The organism is Streptomyces sp. NPDC001153, from assembly GCF_053598315.1.
Genome location: NZ_JBSFJZ010000002.1, coordinates 83,530 through 106,238, shown reverse-complemented (window position 1 = coordinate 106,238; position 22,709 = coordinate 83,530). Strand labels below are relative to the sequence as shown.

Annotated in this window: 27 protein-coding genes; 8 read left to right on the top strand and 19 right to left on the bottom strand. The window is 71.0% G+C overall.

The genetic code is table 11. The annotated features are described in order from the left end of the window. Positions 1 to 525 precede the first annotated feature (525 nt). Entirely contained in the window at positions 526 to 1,209 is a 684-nt protein-coding gene (locus ACWDEN_RS02515) for a DUF461 domain-containing protein (RefSeq protein ID WP_450856819.1), read from the top strand. A 113-nt stretch (positions 1,210 to 1,322) separates the two neighbouring features. Here ACWDEN_RS02515 and ACWDEN_RS02510 read toward each other — a convergent pair whose 3' ends face one another. The 4 genes from ACWDEN_RS02510 to ACWDEN_RS02495 are packed head-to-tail and all read right to left on the bottom strand — an operon-like array spanning position 1,323 to position 3,671. After that, positions 1,323 to 1,469 carry a winged helix-turn-helix domain-containing protein gene (locus ACWDEN_RS02510; protein ID WP_450856817.1) on the bottom strand — a complete coding sequence of 49 codons (147 nt, stop codon included), beginning with the start codon at positions 1,467 to 1,469 and terminating at the stop codon, positions 1,323 to 1,325. A gap of 59 nt (positions 1,470 to 1,528) precedes the next feature. Then, positions 1,529 to 1,675: a winged helix-turn-helix domain-containing protein gene (locus ACWDEN_RS02505; RefSeq protein ID WP_450856817.1), complete on the bottom strand. Its 147-nt coding sequence runs from the start codon at positions 1,673 to 1,675 to the stop codon at positions 1,529 to 1,531. A 59-nt stretch (positions 1,676 to 1,734) separates the two neighbouring features. After that, the gene (locus ACWDEN_RS02500) at positions 1,735 to 2,415 is read right to left on the bottom strand and encodes a response regulator transcription factor (protein WP_076087010.1); all 681 of its coding nucleotides are present in this window, start codon (positions 2,413 to 2,415) and stop codon (positions 1,735 to 1,737) included. Continuing rightward, complete coding sequence (locus ACWDEN_RS02495; protein WP_351601663.1) at positions 2,412 to 3,671, bottom strand: sensor histidine kinase; 1,260 nt, start codon at positions 3,669 to 3,671, stop codon at positions 2,412 to 2,414. Before ACWDEN_RS02495 ends, ACWDEN_RS02500 begins: the two co-directional genes overlap by 4 nt. 180 nt (positions 3,672 to 3,851) lie before the next feature. Here ACWDEN_RS02495 and phoU point away from each other — a divergent pair, with 180 nt between their 5' ends. Continuing rightward, positions 3,852 to 4,541, top strand: a complete 690-nt coding sequence (gene phoU, locus ACWDEN_RS02490; protein ID WP_055706922.1) for a phosphate signaling complex protein PhoU — start codon at positions 3,852 to 3,854, stop codon at positions 4,539 to 4,541. Between the two features lie 117 nt (positions 4,542 to 4,658). Next, positions 4,659 to 4,814 (top strand): hypothetical protein, encoded by a 156-nt coding sequence (locus ACWDEN_RS02485; RefSeq protein ID WP_450856814.1) that lies wholly within the window; start codon positions 4,659 to 4,661, stop codon positions 4,812 to 4,814. Positions 4,815 to 4,951: 137 nt separating this feature from the next. Here ACWDEN_RS02485 and ACWDEN_RS02480 read toward each other — a convergent pair whose 3' ends face one another. The 3 genes from ACWDEN_RS02480 to ACWDEN_RS02470 all read right to left on the bottom strand — a co-directional run bounded on the left by ACWDEN_RS02480 (position 4,952) and on the right by ACWDEN_RS02470 (position 7,897). After that, positions 4,952 to 6,118: a GAF and ANTAR domain-containing protein gene (locus ACWDEN_RS02480; protein WP_450856812.1), complete on the bottom strand. Its 1,167-nt coding sequence runs from the start codon at positions 6,116 to 6,118 to the stop codon at positions 4,952 to 4,954. Between the two features lie 115 nt (positions 6,119 to 6,233). Then, positions 6,234 to 7,031 (bottom strand): GAF domain-containing protein, encoded by a 798-nt coding sequence (locus ACWDEN_RS02475; protein WP_450856810.1) that lies wholly within the window; start codon positions 7,029 to 7,031, stop codon positions 6,234 to 6,236. Then, positions 7,031 to 7,897, bottom strand: a complete 867-nt coding sequence (locus ACWDEN_RS02470) for a GAF and ANTAR domain-containing protein (protein ID WP_450856808.1) — start codon at positions 7,895 to 7,897, stop codon at positions 7,031 to 7,033. The genes ACWDEN_RS02475 and ACWDEN_RS02470 overlap by 1 nt, the downstream gene beginning before the upstream one ends. Before the next feature lie 272 nt (positions 7,898 to 8,169). Between ACWDEN_RS02470 and ACWDEN_RS02465 the strand changes: the two genes are divergently transcribed. After that, positions 8,170 to 8,781, top strand: coding sequence for a response regulator transcription factor (locus ACWDEN_RS02465; RefSeq protein ID WP_450856806.1), 612 nt, complete (start codon positions 8,170 to 8,172; stop codon positions 8,779 to 8,781). A 280-nt stretch (positions 8,782 to 9,061) separates the two neighbouring features. Here the strand turns inward: ACWDEN_RS02465 and ACWDEN_RS02460 are convergent, their stop codons facing one another. The 6 genes from ACWDEN_RS02460 to ACWDEN_RS02435 form a co-directional block, all read right to left on the bottom strand. Next, positions 9,062 to 9,436, bottom strand: coding sequence for a hypothetical protein (locus tag ACWDEN_RS02460; RefSeq protein WP_450856804.1), 375 nt, complete (start codon positions 9,434 to 9,436; stop codon positions 9,062 to 9,064). Positions 9,437 to 9,836: 400 nt separating this feature from the next. Next, positions 9,837 to 10,058, bottom strand: a complete 222-nt coding sequence (locus ACWDEN_RS02455) for a hypothetical protein (RefSeq protein ID WP_351601681.1) — start codon at positions 10,056 to 10,058, stop codon at positions 9,837 to 9,839. Positions 10,059 to 10,276: 218 nt separating this feature from the next. Next, complete coding sequence (locus tag ACWDEN_RS02450) at positions 10,277 to 11,491, bottom strand: hypothetical protein (RefSeq protein ID WP_450856802.1); 1,215 nt, start codon at positions 11,489 to 11,491, stop codon at positions 10,277 to 10,279. Between the two features lie 105 nt (positions 11,492 to 11,596). Then, complete coding sequence (locus tag ACWDEN_RS02445; RefSeq protein WP_450857025.1) at positions 11,597 to 12,088, bottom strand: hypothetical protein; 492 nt, start codon at positions 12,086 to 12,088, stop codon at positions 11,597 to 11,599. Then, positions 12,085 to 12,351, bottom strand: a complete 267-nt coding sequence (locus ACWDEN_RS02440; RefSeq protein ID WP_351601685.1) for a hypothetical protein — start codon at positions 12,349 to 12,351, stop codon at positions 12,085 to 12,087. The genes ACWDEN_RS02445 and ACWDEN_RS02440 overlap by 4 nt, the downstream gene beginning before the upstream one ends. A gap of 441 nt (positions 12,352 to 12,792) precedes the next feature. Further along, positions 12,793 to 13,554: a phosphoglyceromutase gene (locus ACWDEN_RS02435; RefSeq protein ID WP_351601688.1), complete on the bottom strand. Its 762-nt coding sequence runs from the start codon at positions 13,552 to 13,554 to the stop codon at positions 12,793 to 12,795. A gap of 150 nt (positions 13,555 to 13,704) precedes the next feature. On the opposite strand from ACWDEN_RS02435, the gene ACWDEN_RS02430 reads away from it, so the two are divergent. Then, positions 13,705 to 14,961, top strand: a complete 1,257-nt coding sequence (locus tag ACWDEN_RS02430; protein ID WP_450856799.1) for an MDR family MFS transporter — start codon at positions 13,705 to 13,707, stop codon at positions 14,959 to 14,961. 223 nt (positions 14,962 to 15,184) lie between these two features. Here the strand turns inward: ACWDEN_RS02430 and ACWDEN_RS02425 are convergent, their stop codons facing one another. Both ACWDEN_RS02425 and ACWDEN_RS02420 read right to left on the bottom strand, forming a co-directional pair. Beyond that, positions 15,185 to 15,469 (bottom strand): hypothetical protein, encoded by a 285-nt coding sequence (locus ACWDEN_RS02425; protein ID WP_450856797.1) that lies wholly within the window; start codon positions 15,467 to 15,469, stop codon positions 15,185 to 15,187. A gap of 227 nt (positions 15,470 to 15,696) precedes the next feature. Then, positions 15,697 to 15,906 (bottom strand): hypothetical protein, encoded by a 210-nt coding sequence (locus tag ACWDEN_RS02420; RefSeq protein ID WP_351601697.1) that lies wholly within the window; start codon positions 15,904 to 15,906, stop codon positions 15,697 to 15,699. A 530-nt stretch (positions 15,907 to 16,436) separates the two neighbouring features. Here ACWDEN_RS02420 and ACWDEN_RS02415 point away from each other — a divergent pair. Continuing rightward, positions 16,437 to 16,910, top strand: coding sequence for a carboxymuconolactone decarboxylase family protein (locus ACWDEN_RS02415; RefSeq protein ID WP_450856795.1), 474 nt, complete (start codon positions 16,437 to 16,439; stop codon positions 16,908 to 16,910). A 15-nt stretch (positions 16,911 to 16,925) separates the two neighbouring features. On the opposite strand, the gene ACWDEN_RS02410 is transcribed toward ACWDEN_RS02415, so the two are convergent. After that, the gene (locus tag ACWDEN_RS02410) at positions 16,926 to 17,402 is read right to left on the bottom strand and encodes a DUF2000 domain-containing protein (RefSeq protein ID WP_351601702.1); all 477 of its coding nucleotides are present in this window, start codon (positions 17,400 to 17,402) and stop codon (positions 16,926 to 16,928) included. On the opposite strand from ACWDEN_RS02410, the gene ACWDEN_RS02405 reads away from it, so the two are divergent. Then, the gene (locus ACWDEN_RS02405) at positions 17,401 to 18,225 is read left to right on the top strand and encodes a helix-turn-helix transcriptional regulator (RefSeq protein WP_351601705.1); all 825 of its coding nucleotides are present in this window, start codon (positions 17,401 to 17,403) and stop codon (positions 18,223 to 18,225) included. The genes ACWDEN_RS02410 and ACWDEN_RS02405 overlap by 2 nt on opposite strands. Here ACWDEN_RS02405 and ACWDEN_RS02400 read toward each other — a convergent pair. The 3 genes from ACWDEN_RS02400 to mshA form a co-directional block, all read right to left on the bottom strand. Then, positions 18,204 to 19,880: a glycosyl hydrolase family 28-related protein gene (locus tag ACWDEN_RS02400; RefSeq protein WP_450856792.1), complete on the bottom strand. Its 1,677-nt coding sequence runs from the start codon at positions 19,878 to 19,880 to the stop codon at positions 18,204 to 18,206. The genes ACWDEN_RS02405 and ACWDEN_RS02400 overlap by 22 nt on opposite strands. A 99-nt stretch (positions 19,881 to 19,979) precedes the next feature. Continuing rightward, complete coding sequence (locus tag ACWDEN_RS02395; protein WP_351601710.1) at positions 19,980 to 20,480, bottom strand: type III secretion system chaperone family protein; 501 nt, start codon at positions 20,478 to 20,480, stop codon at positions 19,980 to 19,982. Then, positions 20,473 to 21,810: a D-inositol-3-phosphate glycosyltransferase gene (gene mshA, locus ACWDEN_RS02390; RefSeq protein ID WP_450856790.1), complete on the bottom strand. Its 1,338-nt coding sequence runs from the start codon at positions 21,808 to 21,810 to the stop codon at positions 20,473 to 20,475. Before mshA ends, ACWDEN_RS02395 begins: the two co-directional genes overlap by 8 nt. A 151-nt stretch (positions 21,811 to 21,961) precedes the next feature. On the opposite strand from mshA, the gene ACWDEN_RS02385 reads away from it, so the two are divergent. Then, complete coding sequence (locus ACWDEN_RS02385) at positions 21,962 to 22,402, top strand: hypothetical protein (RefSeq protein WP_450856788.1); 441 nt, start codon at positions 21,962 to 21,964, stop codon at positions 22,400 to 22,402. Positions 22,403 to 22,709: the final 307 nt, after the last annotated feature.

Below are 22,709 nucleotides of genomic sequence, written 5' to 3'. Positions count from 1 at the left end.
TGCGCAAGCGGGAATTCGCAGGTGGGAGGGGCTCTTCGGGCGGGGTGAAACACGTACGTCACCTACTCCGGGAGCCGCCTCCAAGTGGATGAACGTCCCGATTTGTCCGCTTCCAAGCGTACGACTTCCGCTACTCCGTTCGGTGACCCGAGGCCGATCCGGGCCGAATCCGGAATTGATCAACGGCTGCCGGGAGGCGTGCGCGTGATCAATATCGAGGGCGGTCATCGGGGCGGTCATCGGGGTGCTCATCGGGGTGCTCATCGAGGGGTCGCGCATTCCTTCACGGAAATTTTGCGAGGGGTTATGTGAATGGTGGACGGGCGCTCCGCAAAGTGACTGGAGAGTCACTTGTGACAGCAGTGACGAAGGGTTCCCGGTACCTCCAGCCGGAGGGAAGCCGGGGGCTTGGGGAGGGTCGGGTGCGGTGGCCCAGGAACGGCTCGGTAACCTAAGGCCGCTGACAGACACTTAGGGTGGCTTTATCAGGGGAGCCGCCCGCGCGTTCAAGGAGTTGCCGCCGCCGTGAGCAGCAGCCTTCGACGCGGCGCCCTCGCCGCCTCCGCCATCGTCTTCTCGATCGCCTCGCTCGCCGCCTGCGGCGCCGGCAACGACTCGCAGACTCTGCAGGTCAAGCCGGACAACGCGGCGACCAGCGTCGGCAACATCAAGGTCCAGAACGCCACGATCATCACCCAGCCCGACCTGAAGTCGACGGGCCCGGCGGTGATCTCCGCGACGATCTTCAACTCCTTCAAGGACCCCGAGACCCTGCAGTCGATCAGCATCGCGGGCTCCACCGAGACCGTGAAGCTGACCCCCGCCAAGGGCCAGAGCCTGACCGTCCCGGCGCACGGCTCGCTGACCCTCGGCGGCCAGGGCAACGCGTCCGCCGAGATCCCGAGCGGTCGGCAGGCCGTCCAGGACGGCAACGCCCAGAAGATCACCTTCACCTTCAGCACGACCGGTGACGTGAGCCTGCGCGCCTTCGTGGTGCCGGCCACCAGCTACTTCGACAAGTGGGGCCCGAGCCAGATCCCGTCCGCCCCGGCGTCCGTCTCCCCGGCCCCCGGCGCCACCGCCTCCGGCCGCGCCAAGCCGGGCAAGCACGGCAAGGCCACCCCGTCGGCGACCGCGAGCAGGAACGCGACGGCCGGCGCGGGCGCGACCCCGAGCGACTCCGCCTCGCAGTCGGCCACCGGTCAGTGAGCAGCCGTACGAGCCGCTGAACGGCAGCACACGTACGAGGGCGGCACCCCGGCTCGGGGTGCCGCCCTTCGTCGTACAGCCGGTGCGGCCGGTGGATGCCCGGTGGATACGGCTTACGGCTCGAACTTGTAGCCCAGCCCCCGGACCGTCACCAGGTACCGCGGCGCGCCCGGGTCAGGCTCGATCTTGGCCCGGAGACGCTTGACGTGGACGTCGAGCGCCCCCTCCCCCACGCACCCCTCGCACCGCTGCGCGGGCATCGGGTTGCTGCGCCGAACTCCGTCCGGCCGGACAGGGAGCGTTCCCCGCGTCGGTTCGATCACGGCTCGAACTTGTAGCCCAGCCCCCGGACCGTCACCAGATACCGCGGCGCGCCCGGGTCAGGCTCGATCTTGGCCCGGAGACGCTTGACGTGGACGTCGAGCGCCCCCTCCCCCACGCACCCCTCGCACCGCTGCGCGGGCATCGGGTTGCTGCGCCGAACTCCGTCCGGCCGGACAGGGAGCGTTCCCCGCATCGGTTCGATCACGGCTCGAACTTGTAGCCCAGCCCCCGGACCGTCACCAGATACCGCGGCGCGCCCGGGTCAGGCTCGATCTTGGCCCGGAGACGCTTGACGTGGACGTCGAGCGTCTTGGTGTCGCCCACGTAGTCGGCGCCCCAGACGCGGTCGATGAGCTGCATGCGGGTCAGGACGCGGCCGGCGTTGCGCAGGAGCATCTCCAGCAGGTCGAACTCCTTCAGCGGGAGGTCGACCTTGGAGCCGGAGACGGTGACCACGTGTCGGTCGACGTCCATGCGGACCGGGCCCGCCTCCAGCGCGGCCGGGGCGACCTCCTCCGGCTCGCCGCGGCGGCGCAGCACCGCACGGATGCGGGCGACCAGCTCGCGGGAGGAGAACGGCTTGGTGACGTAGTCGTCGGCTCCTATCTCCAGGCCGACGACCTTGTCGATCTCGCTGTCCTTGGCCGTCACCATGATCACGGGGACGTTGGAGCGGCCGCGCAGCTGGCGGCACACCTCGGTGCCGGGCAGACCCGGCAGCATCAGGTCGAGGAGGACGAGGTCGGCGCCGTTGCGCTCGAACTCGTCGAGTCCGTCGGGCCCGGTGGCCGCCACTGCGACCTCGAAGCCCTCCTTGCGGAGCATGTACGACAGGGCGTCGGAGAAGGACTCCTCGTCCTCGACGACGAGCACTCGGGTCACGGAAGGACCTCCGGGGCGGGAAGCGGTTCGTACGGGGATGGGTCGGGGGCGCCGCCGTCCTCGTCATCTTCGTCGAGGTCGGGGTGCTGTTGTGCGCGGTCGCGGGCCGCGCCCGCCTCCGGCAGCCTGAGGGTGAACGTGGAGCCCTGGCCTTCGGCGCTCCAGACCGTGACCTCCCCGCCGTGCGAGGCGACCACGTGCTTGACGATCGCGAGACCCAGGCCGGTGCCTCCGGTGGCCCGCGAGCGGGCCGGGTCGACGCGGTAGAAGCGCTCGAAGATGCGCTCCTTGTCCTTGTCGGAGATGCCGATGCCCTGGTCCGTCACGGCGAGCTCGATCATGTCGCCGCCGGGTGCGCTGACCCGGCGGGCGGCTATGCCGACGCGGGTGCGGGCAGGGGAGTAGTTCACGGCGTTCTCCACCAGGTTGCCCAGGGCGGCCGCTAGCTGGCCGCGGTTGCCCCAGACGTGCAGGTCGGCCGTGCCGCCCGCGGCCATGGTGATCTGCTTGGTGCCGGCCTGGTGGCGGCAGCGGTCGACGGCCTCGGCGACCAGCTCGTCCACGCGGACGGGCTCGGCGTCCTCCAGCGGGTCGTCGTTCTGCACCCGGGAGAGGTCGATCAGCTCCTGGACCAGGTTGGTCAGGCGGGTCGCCTCGATCTGCATGCGGCCCGCGAAGCGCTGTACGGCCTCGGGGTCGTCGGAGGCGTCCATGACCGCCTCGGACAGGAGGGAGAGCGCGCCGACGGGCGTCTTCAGCTCATGGCTGACGTTCGCCACGAAGTCGCGTCGTACGGCCTCGATCCTCCGGGCCTCGGTCAGGTCCTCGACCAGCAGCAGGACCAGGCGGGAGCCGAGCGGGGCCACGCGCGCGGAGACGGCGAGGGCCTCGCCCCGTCCGGTGCCGCGCCGGGGCAGGTCCAGCTCGACCTGGCGTATCTCGCCGTCGCGTCTGGTGTCCCGGGCCATCTGCAGCATGGGCTCGATGGCGAGCTTGCCGCCGCGGACCAGCCCGAGGGCGTAGGCGGCGGAGCTGGCCTTGACGACGGCGTCGGCCTCGTCGAGGACGACGGCCGAGGAGCGGAGCACGGACAGTACGGTGTCCACGCCGGGCGGGAGTACGGGATCGGTGTGCAAAGAAGTCCTGGTCGGTCGCTTCTGGTCGCGTTCGCTCCAACGGAACGCCAGCATGGCGATGACGCCGGTGAGCACTCCGGCGATCGCTGCCGCTGCGGCGACCGCCGCGTTCACGTCCATGCCTCCAGGTTAAGCAGGCCCTACGACATGACCACAGCCGTCCAGGTGGGACCTCGGACACTCGTCGCCCAGAGTTCACCTTGGGGCCAGGATTGGTTCATTTGGGGTGGCGGAAACGGACGCGTGCGGAGCAGAACGTGGGAGCGTGGGGACCAAGCACACCTATGAGAGGGAACCCTGATGCGGGACGCGTACCACGAGGAACTTGACTCGATCGGCGACGGTCTGGTGGAGATGGCCCGGCTGGTCGGGTCGGCGATCGGGCGCGCCACGACCGCCATGCTGGACGCCGACCTGAAGCTGGCCGAGAGCGTGATCGAGGCCGACCAGAAGGTCGACGAGCTCCAGCACGACCTGGAGGCCCGGGCCATAGCCCTGCTCGCCCGGCAGCAGCCGGTGGCGACCGACCTGCGGATCGTCGTCACCTCGCTGCGCATGTCCGCCGACCTGGAGCGGTCCGGCGACCTCGCCCAGCACGTGGCGAAGCTGGCCCGGCTGCGCTTCCCCGAGCGCGCGGTGCCGCGCGACCTGCACGCCACGATCCTGGAGATGGGCCAGCTCGCGCAGCGCCTGATGGCGAAGGCCGCCGAGGTGATCATCACCAAGGACGTCGACCTCGCGCTGCAGCTGGAGCAGGACGACGACGAGATGGACCTGCTGCACCGCACCCTGTTCCAGCACCTGATCGACGAGCGCTGGAAGCACGGCATCGAGACCGCGGTGGACGTCACCCTCCTCGGCCGTTACTACGAGCGCTACGCCGACCACGCCGTGGCCGTCGCCAAGCGCGTCGTCTACCTGGTCACGGGCGAGCACGCGGACGAGCTGCAGGCGGACATCCAGCCGGTGACGGGGGTCGAGGGCGCGTAATCCCGCCGGGGACGGGGCGCGGGGGCGCGGAGGCGCCTCCGTGCGCCGTTGATGCGCCCGGGGAAGCGGGCATGCAATAGGCGAGGGCACCCCTGCCCCAGCGTCTAGGAGGGACCCATGGCCGAATCCCCCAGCACCACGCCCGACCCCACGCAGGAGCGCGAGACCGACCAGGCCGCCGAGACCAGGAGCCTTCCCTTGATCGGCGCGTGCGGCTGCGGCTCGGGCTGCGGCTGCGGCTGCCAGTCGGGCGCCCCCTGCCAGTGCGGCTGAGGGCGGTTACGTCGTCGTAGACCGGTGTCGTAGACCTGTGTCGTAGGGCCAGTGTCAGAGAGCCGGTGGCATGGAGCCGGTGTGAACCCGATTCACACCGGCCCTTTCCGTGTACGGCGGCAGCGCTCGGAGCCCGGTCACGGCCGTTGCGCACGGCCGTGCAGATCCTCCAGGGCGTCCCGGACGGTGGTCGTCCGGTACCAGTCCAGCCACGCTCCCGCCTCCCGGGCGACCCGGTCCAGCGCACCGAGTTCGGCCCCGGTGTAGGCGTGCCCGGGCTGGTCGTGGTGGGTGGAGAACACGCCCTGGGGCCGGCCCGCCGAGCCCGGGATCGGGGTGCACTGCAGCGAGCGGCTGTGGGCGGCGAGCATCACGGCACGGGAGGTCTCGTCGAAGTCCGGCGCGGTGGCGACGTCGTCGACGACGACCCGTTCACGTTTGCGCGCGGCGTGCCCGCACGCGGTGGAGGTGTCGTCGATCACGGCGAAGAAGTGCACGAACTCGGTGGGGAAGCCGCAGTGGGACTCCAGCCACAGCGTGTTGTCACTCGCGTCGATGAGCTGGACATCGGCCATGCCCGTGCAGGTGATGGCGCAGACGGCGTCCCGGAGCGCGTCGAGGAACACCGGCAGCGACGGCGGCCGGTCCCCCGTCCGGCCGACGAAGCCGACGGCGGGCGGCGGAAGCCGGATACGGCCGGGGAACCAGGGCTCGCCGGCACGCGGCGGCGGCGCCTCGGCGAGGGCCACGGCGAGCCGGACGGTGCCGAGCCCGTGCGCGCGGCCCACCGTCTGGAGCAGGGCGGCGGCGCCGCGGGCGCTGCGCAGGCCGTACCGCTCCATGAGGATGCCGTGCGCGCGGGCGACCAGGGCGTGTGCGAGCAGTTCGTGGCGCAGTTCCACGGCGTACGGCCGCAGACGGGGGCCCTCCGGCGCGGAGGCCGAGATGAGGAAGACGCTCAGGGCGTCGGACACCGTCGGGTACAGCCCGCACCCGGTACCGCCGGGCGGCCGTGCCCCGGCCAGAGCGGCGGCGGCCTCGGCGGGGCAGGCGGCGAGGAAGAGCATGCGGCCCTGTCCGGCGGCACCCTCGGCGAACCGGAACAGGGCCCGCGCGGCGGCGGGTGACAGCCGGTGCAGTCCGCTCAGGTCGAGGACGAGCTGGGTGGGGCCGGGGGCGTGCAGCGCGGTGTCCAGTTCGGCACCGGAGTCGGCGTCGCCGGACAGCGCGAGTACGGTCAGCCTGCCGGTCGCCAGCCCGGGCATGGCCAGTTCCGCCACGGTCCGGCAGGTGAAGTGCTCCATCTCGGGCCCCTGCCTGCACGCCACAGGACCGCCCGGGTCCCGCGGCTCGGCCCCTCTCCCAGCGTAAGTCGCGGGAACAGGGAGCGAAAATCGCGGGAGGAGGGGCGCCGGCCCTCTAGGTCTCCGTCTCGGTCTCAGCCTCGGTCTCTGCTCCGGTCTCAGCCTCGGTCTCTGCTTCGGTCGAAGCCTCGGTGGCGAGGACGGCGTCGGGGCGCAGGGCCCGCCGGACCAGGGCGTGCGCGGTGTCCACCAGGCGGCGGTGGTGGCCGTCGGCGTAGGCGCGCAGGGCCGCGCGGGCCTCGGCCGGGGAGAGTTCACCGGCCTCGGCGAGCATCCCGGTGGCCATGTCGACGGCGGCCCTGGCGGCGAGAGCGGCCTGGACGCGGTTGCTGACGTCGCTCGGGCGCAGCCGCTCCGGGCGCCAGTTGACCAGCGCGACGGCCGTGACGTCGGTGAGCGCCTGGGCCAGCTCCAGGTCCAGCGGGGGCAGTCCGCCCGGCCGGCGCAGCAGGAGGTTGACGGCGCCGACGGTCTGCTGGTGGACACGCAGCGGCAGCGCGTGCAGGGAGTGGTACCCGCGCCGTACGGCGAAGGGGGCGACCTGCGGCCAGCGCTCGCCGCTGTGCCTCAGGTCCGGGGCGTCGATCCGGCGGCCCTCGCGGAAGCTCTCCAGGCAGGGGCCCTCGTCGGCCTGGAGCTGGAAGAACTCCAGCGCCTCCGCGTCCTCCTCGGTGACCGCCAGGGTGCGCAGACCACCGCGGCCGGAGACGACCAGGATGCCGACCGCGTCGGCTCCGGTGATGTCGATGCAGTTGCGTGCCAGGCGCTCGAGCAGCACCACCGGGTCGATGTCGTCGGCCAGGGAGTCGGCCAGCCCGACGAGCGCCTCGGCGAGCTGTTGTTCACGGCCCATCACCGTTCACCCTCCCTTCCCTCGTCCCCGCCGTCGCGGCCGTCCTCGCCCGCGTAGTTCCTCCGGGCACCGTCGTCCGCCTCCGTCTCCTCCTGGAACCGGAGCTTGCGCGCCAGGACCTCGCGGGACACCTGGCTGACCGTGCGACCCTCGGCGTAGGCGCGGGCCCGCAGCCGGTCCAGGGCCTGCTCGGGGTCCAGGTCCAGCTGCACCATCACCATGCCGACCGCCTGGTAGACCTCGGTGTGGTCGGCCTCGGAGGCCGCCACCCAGGACGCCACCCCGTCCTCCGTGTCCGCCTCGGCGATGTCGTGGCCGACTTCCTGCAGGCTCACCAGCGCATAGGTGACCGCGTCGCGCACCCACAGCGCGGTCCGCATGTCCTGCTCGGTCAGCCCGCCGGCCCGTTCGCTGTACAGGTCGAGGGTGCCGATGGCGGCACCGCTGACACCGAGCGGCAGCGAGAAGACGGCCCGGACGCCGAGGGCCACGGCCTCGTGCGCGAAGATCGGCCAGCGGCGGGCGTCGGGGCCGTCGCCGAGGTCGGCCGCGACGACGGGAGCGCCCCGGTCGAGAGCGGTCTGGCAGGGCCCGTCCCCCACGGTGTACTGCAGCTCGGCGAGCCGGGCGGCGACCCGGTCGCTGGCGCACCAGGTGACGCGTACGCCTCTCCCTCCGGAGATCGACACCGAGGAACCGCTGATGGGCAGCAGCCGTACGCACGCCTGGCACAGCGCGCCCGGTATCGCGTGCGGGTCATCGGTGCCCCTCGCCGCGGCGGCCAGCGTCTCACGGACCCACAGCGGTGCCCTGCCGTCCGGCGGCACACCGTCACCGGCCGGCTGTTCCGACCGCTCGGGCGCCATGGTCATCACCCCCGTCGCGGCGCGCCTCAGCACACATGACCCACCAGTATCCCGTCCGCCACCCCCGGACCGACTGCTCCACACTCCGGGTTCCCACCCCTGGGAGAAACCACCCGGTACGGGCCTCCGGTTGGGTCAGTCCGGCGGGCGGGGGCGGTCCCGGCCCCGGATGCTGGGGATGACCGTGGCCTGCCACCCGGTTGCCCAGCCGGCGTCCGCCCGTGGCCGGCCCCCTGACCACGGGGACCTGGATGAGCCGAGAACCGACGTGTGTGGCGGTCGTCTCCGACTGCCCGCTCCTTCTGCACGGCCTGATCCGCGTCGTCGACGGTGCGCCGGAGCTGCGGCGACTGCTCGGGGCGGGCACCGGCGGCGCACCGCCGCACGAGGTCGGCGAGGCGGAGGTGGTCCTGCTCAATCTGCGGGTCCCCGTCCGGGAGATCTGCGACCAGGTGGTCCGGCTGCACGAGAAGGGCCGCAGGGTGGTCGTGCTGTCGGCCGCCGCGACGCAGACCGACCTCGTGCTGCTCCTCGAGGCCGGGGCGAGGGGGTACGTGAGTCAGTGGGCGGAGGAGGAGGAGCTGCTGGCCGCGCTGCGTACGGTCGCCTCCGGCCGCAGCTATTTCTCCACCAACTTTTTCGGTGACTTCGATGTGCGCAGAAATGCGCCGCGCATCACCGACCGGGAGCAAGAGATCCTGCGACTCGTCGCGAACGGTGCCACCGACCGGGAAATCGCCGCCGAATTGAATATCAGCGAACACACCGTGCATTCCCATCTGGACCGGTTGTGCAGCAAGACCGGTTACCGCCGCCGGGCCGATCTCACGCGGCTAGCGCTGAGGCGGGGGATGGCGGCCGTGGAACCGGCCGAGGAGGGGTAGTTCTCCCCACACCGGCTGGGTTGTTCTGCCTCTGGAGGTTCCACGGACCGGCAGCGATCCTCGTGTACGTCCCGTGTGAACCGAAACCAGGGTTTGGAAAAATGGACAACAAACTCAGGAACATCTGTGTCGCGGTGACGGCCTCGTCCTGCCTTGCGGCGGGCGCCTGGGGCATTTCGGCGACGGACGCCGGTGCGGCGTCGAAGGCACCCGCCCGCACACCCACCGCCAAGGTCATCAAGTGCTACCGAACGCACAAGAATCCGAAGAAAATCGTCTGCTACGAGGTCAGGAAGCGGCATGTCCACCACAACGGTGGCGACTTCATCGTGATCGTCCTCGTGCAGGTTCCCACGCCGAAGAATCCCCCGACGGTGATCGTCGTACCGTCGCTGCCGAACCCGACCACGACGTCGCCGGCGCCGACCACGACCTCGCCGAAACCGACCACGGCTTCACCCACGACAGGCTCCACGCCGCCGACGACGAGCCCCACCTCGAGCCCCACCTCGAGCCCCACCTCGGGCTCCGCCGCACCGACCACCGGGACGCCGACCACCGGGCAGACCTCCGGTGGGGCGACCACCAGCGCACCGACCGGTGGCGCCACGGAGACCGGAGCGCCCAGCGCGCCGGGGACCGGGGGTGCGAACACCGGTGGCGCGAACACTGGCGGCGCGAACACCGGTGGTGCGAACACCGGCGGGCCGAGCGCCAGCTGAGCGCCCTCAGAGCCCTGCCCGGACCTGAGCCGAGTGCCAGGTCCGGGCAGCGCCGTTCACCTGCGTTCCGTCATTCAGGGAGCCGAGCTCCCTTGGGCCGCGCCGCACGCATGCCCGAGGCGGGCTCCTGTGCGTCCTCGAGCGGGAAGGTCTCGTCTTCCCCGAAGTCGGGGGCGCGGAAGGGGTTGGTCGCCGGAGGCGGGGATGCCGCGGTGGAGCAGCGGGGTTGCCCCTCCAGGGCAGAGAACAGTGACGTCAGATCGATGGGAGGACTCTCTTTCGTTACAGGTCCCTGAGATGGGGCCTGGTGTGCCGTGACCGGGCACAGCGGTCCTACAGCTTGGTCATCTTGGCGTACGGGCTCAAGATCCGCTTTTGCGCCGAGCCGAAGTCCACGAGCGCCGCGACTCCGTCCTCGATCCCGATCACTCGGCCGAGGCCGTACATGTCGTGTGTGACCTGGTCGCCCACGGCGAAGTGCTTGAGAGGCGGTGTGACCGGGGCTTTGAAGGGGCTGGTGGGCAGATGACGCTTCGGCGCAGCAGGCTTTGTCATGACTCAGTATGAGCCTACGCGCATCCCCCTTGGCTGTGGCCGTCGGCACAGATCCGTACGGGAACACCCGATTCTGCCACTGACCTGGGGTTTCGCTGCGGCAAGAACCTCAGCCTACAACGGTCGGCCACGATGACAACGGCAGGCAGGGGGCTTGAGCCGGCCGCGGTGCGAGGCCGCCGGCTCCGGCCGGTGAGACCGAGTCGTGTCTCCGCACGTCACTGGGTCCCACGATCTTGTGGGCGATGGCTCCGGGTGATCAGCCATGTCCCGCCGACTATCAGCAGCGCGAAGAGAGCCAGGCCTGCGCCTTGTGCGGCCAGGAGCCACAGACGATCGGACAGCGGGAGTCTGCCGGTGAGGGTGACCTGAAGGGATCCGACGGCGAAGGCGATGGCGGCCGTGAAGACGGCGACGACTTCGACGGCGCGGACCGAGGACGTATGCAAGGAGCGTTCCAACTGCCTGTTGGCCTCCGCCTGTTGTTCCCAGCGGCGTTGCTGCTCAGCCTCTCGCAGGGCCCGCAGACGTCCTTCCTGGATTGCGTCCCGCTTCGTCAGGTACTGGTTCTGCAGAATGCCGAGGCTGGCCGTGGGACTGGCGGCGAGCAAGGCAAGAGCAGTGTCGATGCTCTCCAGCGCCGCGTCGTGCCGGCTGCACATGTGCAACCCCGTGGCCAGGCGCGCGTGAAACATGTGGTCGTCCGGATAGGCCTCGACAGCCTCCTCCGCGTAGCTGCGCAGGAGTTCTCCCTGCCCTTCGAAGGGAGGGGCGAACGCAACCCCGTTGAGGCAGATGTCCGTCGTGTGCCGGGTCCGGCCCGCCGCGGACCAAGCCTGCTCGAGCAGCTCGCAAGCGTACGTGACGGTCAACGTCCTGCTGCCGAAGGCGGCGAACGACTGAAGTGCCACGAAGACGGGTTCTTTGCGGAGGGAACCGGAAGCCACGGACGAGGGCGAGAACGTAAGGAAGGCATGCAACTCGTCGAAGCAGAAGTTCGCCCGCAGCTTGCCCGCGTGGAACAGGGTGAAGAAGAAGGCGGTGCGCTCTGTTGCGGCGTCCGCACCGCTCTCTCCCACCGCCTCCGCGAAGGCATCCGCGGCCTCCACGGTGCCCCGGTTGAGGAAGCCGTTGCCGAGTGCCCACTGCTCGGCGACGACGCCCCAGCTCTCGTCCCTCACGTGGTCCGACATCCATCGTGCGCACTCAAAGGCTGTCCTGGCTGTCGGCCGCTCCAGGAAGCGGCCGCGCCAGTAGCGGTCGGCACACATGAAGTAGGGATCGGTACGAAGGTCGGCGGAAGACACCTCGAAGAACGGCGCGGTTCCCGCTGCCAGCAACTCCGCGGCCGTCTCATCGCAGATGCGGTCGCGCGTTCTGGAATCGGCTGTACGTGCCCCCTCCAGCCGCGCGATGACGGTTGCCGTGTCCATGCTCCCCCTCGTTCTCCATGCCCCTTCTCAGGGTGATCACCTGAACATACCTAAACGACACCGCAGTTGAGCGAAGGGGACGCTTCCATGGATCGTCACCCCCCGTCACGGTTCCTGTCCTCCGGCTCGCCTCCTGGCTCGGCATGCGTTCTGGCGGCAGGCGTCCGAGCAGTACTTTCTGGGGCGGCCGACCTGTCCCGGCGGCCGTCCGAGAAACCGCATCCTGCAGGGTCCATACGCACAGGGGATGAGGGCTTTCTCGCCGTAGGTACCGGCGATCTCCTGCACCTTTCCGGAGGGTGCGGAGAGGGGGCCGTCGCCCCCGCCTCCAAGGTCATAATCCGCGAGCACCTGGCTGCGGGACCTGTGCCGCAGTTTCGACATCGTCTTCGAGCTGATCTGCAGGACGCGGTGGACGGTGAGGCCCAGTTCCTGGGCGATCACATGGGCCAGGACGCACAACGCGACATGGGCGGTGACCACGTGCGCCTCGCGTTCGCTGAGCGTGTCGAGCACCGAGTCGAGTTGCTCGGCCAACAGGATCCGTACGGCCCGGTCCTCCGCGAACGTGTCGGGCACTGCCCTGCGCCGGGTCATGCCGCACCTCCAGAAGTCCCGTCCTGGTTCTCACTCTGCTCCGCCGACGACGTCGGCGGCAGGGGATCCGGCTGGGCGGGAACGCCGAAGAGCTGGGCGAGTGCGATGAGAACGCGCGCCAGGTCCTGACCGTCGGTGAATTTCTTGAGCACCATCCGGGTGATGGCGTACTTCAGGCATGCCTTGATCAGGGTGATGCCCAGCAGGCCGCTCATGACCAGCAGCAGCACGTGCGGATCGAGCGATGACAGCAGGACGGACACGGGACTCCTCGGTGCGGAAAACACAAAAGGCCCCGCGCTGAGGAGCGCAGGGCCTTCGTGGGCATGAAAAAGCTCCCGTCCGGCAGGACAGGAGCTATGTCGTCACGAGGGCACACTGATCCCCTCGCCGCACCCCACTCTAGCTGATCAACTTCACTTTGTCCGGGGAGAGTTGGAAGACCAAGGACGGAGTGACCGCGGCGTCTCCGCAGGTCGCGTGGGGGCGTCACACGTGCCGAACGATAAGGGGCCCCCGGTTACCGGTTTCGTGACATGCCCCCGGGCTCGCGGCATTCAATGGCCCGATGGCCACGGGCCGACAAGCAGCCCGACGCCCTCGCGGAGTACCCCGGACACTCGGACCCGGGGCTGACGCCGAAGGGGCACGAAAATGCCTCCCACTCGCGCTATATGCGCAGGTGGGAGGCATGATCACAAAACCTACTTCTTCTTGCCCTGGTTCTTGACCGCCTCGATCGCCGCTGCGGCCGCCTCCGGGTCGAGGTACTTGCCGCCGGGGGTGACCGGCTTGAAGTTCTCGTCCAGCTCGTAGTACAGCGGGATGCCCGTCGGGATGTTCAGGCCCGCGATGTCGGCGTCGGAGATGCCGTCCAGGTGCTTGACCAGGGCGCGCAGCGAGTTGCCGTGGGCCGCGACCAGGACCGTGCGGCCGGTCAGGAGGTCGGGGATGATGTCGTCGAACCAGTACGGAAGCATCCGGTGGACGACGTCCTTGAGGCACTCCGTCCTCGGGCGCAGCTCCGGCGGGAGCGTGGCGTAGCGCGCGTCGTCGAACTGGGAGAACTCGGAGTCGTCCGCGAGCGGGGGCGGCGGGGTGTCGTAGGAGCGGCGCCAGAGCATGAACTGCTCCTCGCCGAACTCGGCCAGCGTGGCCGCCTTGTCCTTGCCCTGGAGGGCACCGTAATGGCGTTCGTTCAGGCGCCAGCTGCGGTGGACCGGGATCCAGTGGCGGTCCGCGGCCTCGAGGGCCAGCTGGGCCGTGCGGATCGCGCGCTTCTGGAGGGACGTGTGGACCACGTCGGGGAGGAGATCGGCGTCCTTCAGGAGCTCGCCACCGCGGACCGCCTCCTTCTCGCCCTTCTCGTTGAGGTTGACGTCCACCCAGCCGGTGAACAGGTTCTTCGCGTTCCACTCGCTCTCGCCGTGGCGGAGGAGGATCAGCTTGTACGGTGCGTCGGCCATGAGTCAGAGCGTAATCCACGCGTTCGGGGCGCCGTCCCGGCCGACCGGTGGGTGGACCGTTGACGGCATCTGTTAATTGAGCGGCCGGCGAAACACCCCGCCTGTAAGTTGTGCCTGCCGCGCAAGCCACTTACCACTGGGGGTCTTGTCATGTTCGCCACCCGTCTCCGACGTGCCGCCCGGGAGAGCGTGTCCGGGCTACCCCGTGAGTTCTGGTGGCTGTGGACCAGCACCCTCGTCAACCGGCTCGGCGCCTTCGTGGCCACGTTCATGGCCCTCTACCTCACCCTCGACCGCGGCTACTCCGCCTCGTACGCCGGTCTCGTCGCCTCGCTGCACGGGCTGGGCGGGGTCGTCTCCTCGCTGGGGGGCGGGGTGATGGCCGACCGGCTCGGCAGGCGGCCGACGCTGCTCATCGCCCAGTCGGCCACGGCCGTCTCCGTCGCGGTGCTCGGCTTCATGGCGAACCCCGTCGCCATCGCCGCCGTCGCCTTCCTCGTGGGCATGGCCTCCAACGCCTCCCGGCCCGCCGTACAGGCGATGATGGCCGACATCGTCCGGCCCGAGGACCGGGTCCGGGCCTTCTCCCTCAACTACTGGGCCATCAACCTCGGGTTCGCCGTCTCCTCCATGGCCGCCGGGTTCATCGCCGAGTACAGCTATCTGGCCGGCTTCCTCATCGAGGCCGGGATGACCCTGGCCTGTGCGCTCGTCGTCTTCCTCAAGGTGCCCGAGTCCCGGCCGTCGGCACACGTGAAGGAGAAGGACGCCGCCGTCAGCCTCGGCACCGTGCTGCGGGACGGCCGGTACATGGCCGTCGTCGGGCTGTCCTTCCTGGTCGCCCTCGTCTTCCAGCAGGGGTCCGTGGGGCTGCCGGTGGCCATGGGGCGGGCCGGGTTCTCACCCGCCGACTACGGTGTCGCCATCGCCGTCAACGGCATCCTGATCGTCGCTCTGCAGATCCCGGTCACCCGGTTCATCGAGCACCGCGACCCGCGCACCCTGCTGGTCGTCTCCTCGCTGCTCGCCGGCTACGGCTTCGGGCTCACGGCCTTCGCCGGCTCGGTCGGCGTCTTCATGGTCACCGTCTGCGTCTGGACCCTCGCCGAGATCGTCAGCGCGCCGACCCAGACCGGACTCGTGGTCCGCCTGTCCCCCGTGCACGGGCGCGGCCGCTATCAGGGCGTGTACACGCTGTCCTGGTCCGTCGCCGCGCTGGTCGCCCCGCTGATGTCCGGCGCGGTGATCGACCGCTGGGGGGCGGAGTGGCTGTGGGGGATGTGCGCGATGGTGGGGACGGTCGCGGGGGTGGGGTACGGGGTGCTCATGCGGGGGCTGCCGGCGGAGAGCCCGGCGATGGCGGCCCCGCGGGCGGACACCGGGAGCCCCGAGGTCCGTACCGCCTGACAGACTCCTCCGTACCGCCTGAGAGCGTCCGTACCGCCCGGCAGACTCGTCCCTACCGCCTGGAGAGCGCCCGTACCGCCTTGAGGGCTCGGGCGGCCAACGCCCAGCCTCCGGCCCCAGCACCTCCACCGGGCCGGGCTCACGGCCTGTCCATGGGAATCCCCGCCACTCCCCGCCCCGCCCCGCACCGGGGCGGAGCGGGGAGTGGGGCGCGGCGTGGCCGTCAGCGGGCGTCGGTCCGGTCGAAAATGGATCCGACCTGGCCGAAACCGGACGAACCCTGGCCAGGAGACATGCCCTGGCCGAAACCGGACGAACCCTTGCCGGGAGACATGCCCTGGCCGGGATCGGACGAGCCGTGCGAGGTGTTCCCGAATTCACCTCCGGCGCTGCTCGTCCCTCCGACGTTCCCCATGCCGTCGTTGTCGTCGGCGAGGGCCTGGGCCGCGCCTCCGAGCAGAACGGTTCCGGCTAGAGCGATGGCGGCCGGCACGGTACGTGCACGCATAAGCGTCTCCTTCGGTCGGTTTGCGGTCGCCAGAGGTATGCCGCCGGCCCCCGTCCGAGAAGCGGTGCCGTGCATACAAGCACTCGAACAGGCGGCGCACATGGCGCCCAGCCGTGTCGGAGCCCCCGGCCGGGGAGAAGCCGGGATATGGCCGAGCCCCCCACCTGGACTTCTCCACCGGCAGGGGGCTCGTGCAGCGATCGGAAGGATCGGAGCGATCAGAACCCTCAGAAGGCGAGGTTGACGCCGATCTGGTGGGGCTGGCCAAGGGCGCCCAGCACCACGCCCTGGACGGCGCCGAGCTGGGACAGCGCGTCGGCGCTGCTCAGGGTGGTGGAGTCGGCGGTGAGGCTGGCCTCGGGGCTCAGGCCACCGGAGACGGTGTCGAGCTCGGCGTCGGAGATCTCGAGGGTCTGGATCTGGTGAGCGGCGTTCATGGTGAAACTGCCCTTCGCATGGGTGGACCACAAGGGGAAGCGGCCCCGCTGGGGGACAGACGGCGGGCCGCGGCCGCAGGCGTGCGCCATCCTTTTCAGGACACGTGGCGCGATCCCGGCGGTGCGAGCGATCAAACCACGGAGCCTGCCGGGCATCCAGTCAACCATCGCTCGCCCCGGTCCAGTTGGCCCCGGCAGGTGACTCATCCGTGCGGGTACGGTCACGCGTTGGGGCCAGTTCCTCCACATGCGGCGCCACACAGGGAGGGCACAGCTCTTGCCGGCGCCACGCCGACCAGGACAACTCCACACCAACGGAATCCGCCGGGCGCGCGGTTGCGGACGCGCTGTGCAGATTCGGTTCACAGATGAATTCGCCCCTCGGGCCGGGTCGCGGCGGGCACCTGGGCGAGCCCGCCCCGACCAGCCGGTGACCCAGGTCACACACGGCCCCGTCACATCTCCCCGGAGCGATCCGTCAGGGAGGTGTAGCCATCGGAAACCACGCGCAGACCACACGGGAGCACACCATGGACGCTCGCCTGAACCTCTTCACCAACCCGGTCACCGGCAGGTTCTTCAAGCACATCAACTCGGCGGGGAAGATCGTCTCGGACTCCGCCCTCCCCGCCGCGACGCAGGAACTGGTGAAGATCCGGGCCAGCCAGATCAACGGGTGCGCGATGTGCACCGACATGCACACCAAGGACGCCACGGCCGCCGGGGAGACGGCGCAGCGGCTGCACCTGGTCGCCGCCTGGCGGGAGGCCAAGGTGTTCAGCGAGGCCGAGCGCGCCGCGCTGGAGCTGACCGAGCAGGGCACCCGCATCGCCGACGCGGCCGGCGGCGTCCCGGACGAGGTCTGGGCGAACGCCGCCAAGCACTACGACGAGGACCAGCTCGCCGCGCTCGTCGCGCTGATCGCCCTGATCAACGCCTACAACCGCGTCAACGTCATCGTCCAGCAGCCCGCCGGCGACTACCAGCCCGGCATGTTCGACTGAGCCGCGACAAGGTCCTCAGGGGTGCATCCGTGCACCCCTGAGGACCTTGTCCACGCCGTTGCGGGGGCCGTACACCGCCAGCCCCGCCAGGTCCAGCTCCGCCGTCGGGACGGCGCGGACCGCCGCGCGGTTGTCGCGGTCGTTGCCCGTGGCGAACAGGTCCGAGGTGAAGACGGCACGGGGCAGGGCACGGCTCAGTGCCCTGCCGTGGGCCGCCTTCAGGGTCTCCTTGGAGCCCTCGAAGACCAGCACCGGCTGGCGGAACATGGGCAGGTACGACACCCCGTCCGCGTCCTCGTACGGCTCGCCGATCACCTCGGGGACCGTCGCGCCCAGGCCGCTGACCAGGAACGCGGTGACGTTGAGCCGCTGCCAGGGCTCCAGGTCCTCGCGCAGCAGCACGGCGATCTTCGTGTCGAAACGGATGGGTTCAGCGCTCATGGAACGAGACTGCCGACCGCCGTACGACGCCGTCTTGTACGTTCTTTGCATGGCGGTCCGGCGGGAAGGCACCCGGCGCGAGGACACCCGGCAGGAGGTCAGCGCGTGGCGCCCCCGCGTGCCGGGCGTCACCGAGGTCTTCCACGCCCGCTTCACCGAGTACGCCTATCCGATGCACGTCCACGACGCCTGGACGCTGCTCATCGTGGACGACGGGGCCGTGCGGTACGACCTCGAGCGGCACGAGCACGGCACCCCGCACGACACCGTCACGCTGCTCCCGCCGCACGTGCCGCACAACGGCTCCCCGGCCACCCCGGACGGCTTCCGCAAGCGGGTCGTCTACCTCGACAGCAGCCGTCTCGGCGAGGATCTCATCGGGCGCGCCGTCGACACGCCCGATCTGCGGGATCCGGTGCTGCGGCGGCGCGTCGGTCAGTTGCACGCCGCGCTCGCCCGGCCGGGAGACGAACTGGAGGCGGAGAGCAGGCTGACCCTCGTCGGGGAGCGGCTGCGCGGCCATCTGCGGCGGACGGCCGGCACGGCTCCCCGCCCGGATCCCGTGCTCGCCCGTTCGCTGCGGGAGCTGCTCGACGCCCGTGTCGTCGACGGCGTCTCGCTGGAGGAGGCCGCGGGCCTGCTGCACGCCCATCCCGCCCATCTGGTGCGGGCGTTCAGCGGGGCGTACGGCATCGCCCCGCACCAGTACCTGATGTCGCGCCGGGTCGGGCAGGCGCGGCGGCTGCTGCTGGACGGGCTGGCGCCGGGCGAGGTGGCCTCGGCCGCGGGGTTCTACGACCAGGCCCATCTCACCCGGCACTTCAAGAAGCTGGTCGGAGTGCCCCCGGGGCGCTATCGCAGCAGCTCACGCTGAGCCTCGTACAGATTGCGCGGGCGTACGGCGTCCGTGGTGCCGTACAGCTCCAGGCGGGAGTGCAGGTCGCCGGGGAAGTCCGGGACGTCGGTCTGGTCGAACTCGGTCACCGTGTTCAGGCCGACGGTCGCCGAGTACGGGGCCAGGCCGTCGATCTTCATCAGGCCCGCGCGGCCGTTGGTGACCCGGATGTTCCAGTGCGTGAACCGGGCGCCGAACAGCGGGCCCGCGTTGGCGTCTCCGCCGTGGCGGCCGTTGTTGTTCACCGTGATGTCCGTGCGGACGTCGGCGAAGGGCAGGCCGCGGTGGCTGTCGAAGGTGCCCATCTGCATCTCGCCGCGCGACCAGACGTTGTGGGAGGAGAGTCCTTCGACGTTGATGCCGTGCAGCTGGGTGTTCGGCGGGGCCGGGACCGTGCGCTGTTCGACGGTGAAGTCCTCGATCAGGTTGTCGTGGGAGCCCTCGCGGCAGAAGTACGGGTGGTGCGAGCCGCGGCCGGCCACCCGGGTGCGGCGCAGGGTGCAGGCGGAGGCGGCGACCAGGCCGAAGCCGTTGTCCACGTCGGTCACCGTGACGTCGTCCACCCAGCAGTCGTAGGCGCACTGCAGGACCACACCGTTGTAGCCCTTGTCGAGCAGGTGCGGGGACTGCGGGGTCTCGACCGCCCGCAGGGTGAGGCCCTCGACTCCCGATCCGGTCAGCTCGGGGACGTGGGTCGTCAGTTGGGGGTTCCACTCGGGGCGTATGTCGAGCGGGAGAGGGCGTTCGAGGGTGATCCGGCGGCCCCGGACGCGGGCGATGCGCACCGGCCACTCGTAGGGGACGTACGACAGCAGCTTGGTCTTGTCGTCCCAGGAGTACGACGCCGGGCCCGGGCCGCCGCCCGCCATGTGCTGGAGCAGGGTGTGCGCGGGGTCGTCGGAGAGGCGGAGGAGGACGAGCCGGCCGGGGTGCAGCCCCTCCGGATCGGCGACGGTGACCGTCCACGAGCCCTGCCGGGCCGGTTCCACCGCCGTCAGCGGCGCCCACTCGTCCCGCCTGTTGCCGGTCCAGCCCTCGAAGGGCCAGGCCCGGGACCGGATCGCCGCCACCAGGGAGTCCCAACGCGCCCTGGGCGCGAGCCAGATCAGGCCGCCGGCCCAGGACCACGCCGACTTGTCGCCGCCGTAGCGGGAGCCGTAGACGCCGATCAGTTCGGTGAGGGACTTCGTCGCGTACAGCGTCGTACGGCCGCTGCCGGCGCCGCGCAGGACGACGCCCGAGTCGCCGATGCGGATCAGGTCGTCGATGCGGAAGGTGCCGGGCGGGATGGTGACCGTGCCACCGCCGGCCCTTCCGGCGGCGGCGATGGCACGGTTGATCGCGGGGGCGCAGTCGGTGGTGCCGTCGGGTACGGCGCCGTGGTCGGTGACGTCGGCGAAGTGGCGGGGGCGGGGGAAGCGCGGGGCTCCGCCTCGGCAGCCGGCACGGCCGACGTAGGGGATCTGGGGGTGGGTGACGGGCGAGCGGACGAACTCACCCCAGATTTCCGGGACTTCGCCCTCTTCGGCGGCTGCCGCCCTGACCGCCGTCCCGGCCGTGGCCGCGCCGAGCGCCGCGGCCGTGGCGGCGGTCAGCAGGGTCCGTCTCGTGAGATGCGTACTGCTCATGCCCATCCGCCCCTTCATATTCACGCATATGAACGACGTTCAGGATCGCCTCGGCGGTGAGCATGCCACCGCCCCGGCAGCAGAGGGAAGGGGTCGTACCGTAAGTCAGTCAGCGGGACGGTCGATCAGATGCCTGAACGCGTCCAGGTTGCGCGTGGACTCGCCCCGGGACACCCGCCAGGCGTACTCCTTGCGGATGGAGGAGGCGAAGCCCAGTTCCAGGAGGGTGTTGAAGGCGCCGTCGGCCGCTTCCAGGACCTGGCCGAGGAGGCGGTCGATCACGTCGGGGGTGACGGAGGCGAGGGGCAGGCGGGCGGTGACGTAGATGTCGCCGAGACGGTCGACGGCGTAACTCACGCCGTACAGCTTGAGGTTGCGCTCCAGGAGCCAGCGGTGGACGCCCGCCTCGTTCTCGTCGGGGTGGCGGACGACGAAGGCGTTGAGCGACAGGGAGTGGCGGCCCACGAGGAAGGAGACCGTCGTGGAGAGCTTGCGGGTGCCGGGGAGCTTGACCACGTAGTTCCCGGGCTCGGGGCTCTCCCACTCCAGTTCGGCGTCCTTCAGGACACCTTCCAGGACCTGCCCGGCCTTCTCGACATCACCCATGGTGGGAGCGTACGCGACGGCGGTGGGACTGGGTCGCGGCCGTGTAGACGTCCGCGGTCTCGGCGGCCGCCCGGTCCCAGCCGAAGGACTGCGCGTGCCGGGCGGCGGCCGCGCCCATGCTCGCCGGGAGTGACGGCTCGTCGACGAAACGGCTCAGCACGCGCGCGTAGTCGGCGGGACAGTGGCCTTGGACCAGGAAGCCGGTCTCGCCGTCGCGCACGGCCACCGGCAGTCCGCCGACCGAGGCCGCGAGCACCGGCGTGCCGGCCGCCTGCGCCTCTATGGCGACCAGGCCGAAGGACTCGCTGTAGGACGGCATGACCAGCACGGACGCGGCCCGGAACCAGTCCGCGAGCTGTTCCTGGCCGACCGGCGGGCGGAACCGTACGACGTCCGCGATGCCGAGCCGGGCGGCGAGCTTCTGCAGCCCCTCCGGCTTGGCGAGCCCGCTGCCGCTTGGGCCGCCGACGACCGGGACGAGGATGCGCGAGCGGAGCTCCGGGCGCTCGTCCAGCAGCACCGCCACCGCGCGCAGCAGGATGTCCGGGGCCTTCAGGGGCTGGATGCGGCCCGCGAAGAGCGGGATCAGGGCGTCCGGAGGCAGCCCCAGGCGGGCGCGGGCCGCCGCGCGGCCGTCGGCGGGGCGGAAGCGGTCGAGGTTGACGCCCGGGTGGACGACGGCGACCTTCTCGGGGTCGGCGGCGTAGTGCCGTACCAGCTCGTCGGCCTCCTCCGCCGTGTTGGCGATGAGCCGGTCGGCGGCGGCCACGATCTGGGTCTCGCCGATGACGCGGGCGGCGGGCTCGGGGGTGTCGCCCTCGGCCAGGTTGGCGTTCTTGACCTTGGCCATGGTGTGCATGGCGTGCACCAGGGGGACGCCCCAGCGCTGGGCGGCGAGCCAGCCGACGTGGCCGGAGAGCCAGTAGTGGGAGTGGACGAGGTCGTAGTGGCCGGGGCGGTGACCGGCCCAGGCCTGCATGACGCCGTGCGTGAAGGCGCACAGCTGGGCCGGGAGGTCCTCCTTGGCGAGACCCTCGTAGGGGCCGGCGTCGACGTGCCGGACGAGGACACCGGGGGCCAGCTCGACCGTCGGGGGCAGTCCGCCGGCCGTGGCCCGGGTAAAGATCTCGACCTCGATGCCCAGGGCGGCGAGCCGCTGGGCCAGCTCCACGATGTAGACGTTCATGCCGCCGGCGTCGCCGGTGCCGGGCTGATGGAGCGGGGAGGTGTGGACGGAGAGCATGGCGACGCGGCGGGGGCGGCGGTGCAGTCGTAGCCGTGACGCGGTTGACGGGGAGCGTCGCCCGAGCCTGCTGACGTACTGGCTCACCTGGCGGTCCTCTCCTTGCTGCGGGCATGCCGGACGGAGGACCGACCTCGCCCTCCACGCAGGTGCAACAGCGGGAGGGGGCCGTGCCATTTCCGCACCAGGCCGCTTTACTCAATCATGACCTCCGCTCGACCGGCCGCCGGAGGGTGACATGACCTGGAGGGGCCCAGCGACGCCGACCTGGCCGGGAGCCTGGGTGGTCACCGCCCGGCGTCCGGCCCCCGGCTCCCGGATGCGCCGCCGGGGCTCCCTGGCGATCCACTTCGAGGAACTGCCCGGCGGCGACGCCGGGAATCGGAAACCACGCCGTCCGGACGGACTGACCGCCGAGCAGGCCCTGAAGCAGACCCCGGCCAACCTGGTGAACGGCCGTGGCCACCGCACCAGCCGCCCGCCCCTGACACCGCTGCCGACCAGGCCACCGTCCAGCCCGCCACTCGCGCTCCCCCGGTCACCCGCCACCACCGCCCCGCCTGACCCCCGCGCCGACCGGCCCGCCGCACCCGGCCGACCCCGCCACCGACACCACCACCCCGCCCAGCCGACGCCCGACACCCACACCCCCGCCGCCCAACACCCGCGCCCGCCCTGACCGGCCGCCCGGCCCGATCAACACCCGCCACCGACACCGCCGCCCAACCCGCCACTCGCGCTCCCCCGGTCACCCGCCACCACCGCCCCGCCTGACCCCCGCGCCGACCGGCCCGCCGCACCCGGCCGACCCCGCCACCGACACCACCACCCCGCCCAGCCGACGCCCGACACCCACACCCCCGCCGCCCAACACCCGCGCCCGCCCTGACCGGCCGCCCGGCCCGATCAACACCCGCCACCGACACCGCCGCCCAACCCGCCACTCGCGCTCCCCCGGTCACCCGCCACCACCGCCCGCGCCCGGC

Bases quoted from the DNA above. Each gene is read 5' to 3' on its own strand.
- ACWDEN_RS02435 (WP_351601688.1), bottom strand. From the start codon at position 13,554: ATGGCCGACGCACCGTACAAGCTGATCCTCCTCCGCCACGGCGAGAGC.
- ACWDEN_RS02470 (WP_450856808.1), bottom strand. From the start codon at position 7,897: ATGGCGCCCGAGCGGTCGGAACAGCCGGCCGGTGACGGTGTGCCGCCG.
- ACWDEN_RS02405 (WP_351601705.1), top strand. From the start codon at position 17,401: ATGGCGGTCCGGCGGGAAGGCACCCGGCGCGAGGACACCCGGCAGGAG.
- ACWDEN_RS02485 (WP_450856814.1), top strand. From the start codon at position 4,659: ATGGCCGAATCCCCCAGCACCACGCCCGACCCCACGCAGGAGCGCGAG.
- ACWDEN_RS02395 (WP_351601710.1), bottom strand. From the start codon at position 20,480: ATGGGTGATGTCGAGAAGGCCGGGCAGGTCCTGGAAGGTGTCCTGAAG.
- ACWDEN_RS02505 (WP_450856817.1), bottom strand. From the start codon at position 1,675: ATGCCCGCGCAGCGGTGCGAGGGGTGCGTGGGGGAGGGGGCGCTCGAC.
- ACWDEN_RS02420 (WP_351601697.1), bottom strand. From the start codon at position 15,906: ATGAACGCCGCTCACCAGATCCAGACCCTCGAGATCTCCGACGCCGAG.
- ACWDEN_RS02415 (WP_450856795.1), top strand. From the start codon at position 16,437: ATGGACGCTCGCCTGAACCTCTTCACCAACCCGGTCACCGGCAGGTTC.
- ACWDEN_RS02410 (WP_351601702.1), bottom strand. From the start codon at position 17,402: ATGCAAAGAACGTACAAGACGGCGTCGTACGGCGGTCGGCAGTCTCGT.
- ACWDEN_RS02430 (WP_450856799.1), top strand. From the start codon at position 13,705: ATGTTCGCCACCCGTCTCCGACGTGCCGCCCGGGAGAGCGTGTCCGGG.
- ACWDEN_RS02495 (WP_351601663.1), bottom strand. From the start codon at position 3,671: ATGGACGTGAACGCGGCGGTCGCCGCAGCGGCAGCGATCGCCGGAGTG.
- ACWDEN_RS02445 (WP_450857025.1), bottom strand. From the start codon at position 12,088: ATGACCCGGCGCAGGGCAGTGCCCGACACGTTCGCGGAGGACCGGGCC.
- ACWDEN_RS02450 (WP_450856802.1), bottom strand. From the start codon at position 11,491: ATGGACACGGCAACCGTCATCGCGCGGCTGGAGGGGGCACGTACAGCC.
- ACWDEN_RS02475 (WP_450856810.1), bottom strand. From the start codon at position 7,031: ATGGGCCGTGAACAACAGCTCGCCGAGGCGCTCGTCGGGCTGGCCGAC.
- ACWDEN_RS02480 (WP_450856812.1), bottom strand. From the start codon at position 6,118: ATGGAGCACTTCACCTGCCGGACCGTGGCGGAACTGGCCATGCCCGGG.
- ACWDEN_RS02425 (WP_450856797.1), bottom strand. From the start codon at position 15,469: ATGCGTGCACGTACCGTGCCGGCCGCCATCGCTCTAGCCGGAACCGTT.
- ACWDEN_RS02510 (WP_450856817.1), bottom strand. From the start codon at position 1,469: ATGCCCGCGCAGCGGTGCGAGGGGTGCGTGGGGGAGGGGGCGCTCGAC.
- ACWDEN_RS02400 (WP_450856792.1), bottom strand. From the start codon at position 19,880: ATGGGCATGAGCAGTACGCATCTCACGAGACGGACCCTGCTGACCGCC.
- phoU (WP_055706922.1), top strand. From the start codon at position 3,852: ATGCGGGACGCGTACCACGAGGAACTTGACTCGATCGGCGACGGTCTG.
- ACWDEN_RS02455 (WP_351601681.1), bottom strand. From the start codon at position 10,058: ATGACAAAGCCTGCTGCGCCGAAGCGTCATCTGCCCACCAGCCCCTTC.
- ACWDEN_RS02385 (WP_450856788.1), top strand. From the start codon at position 21,962: ATGACCTGGAGGGGCCCAGCGACGCCGACCTGGCCGGGAGCCTGGGTG.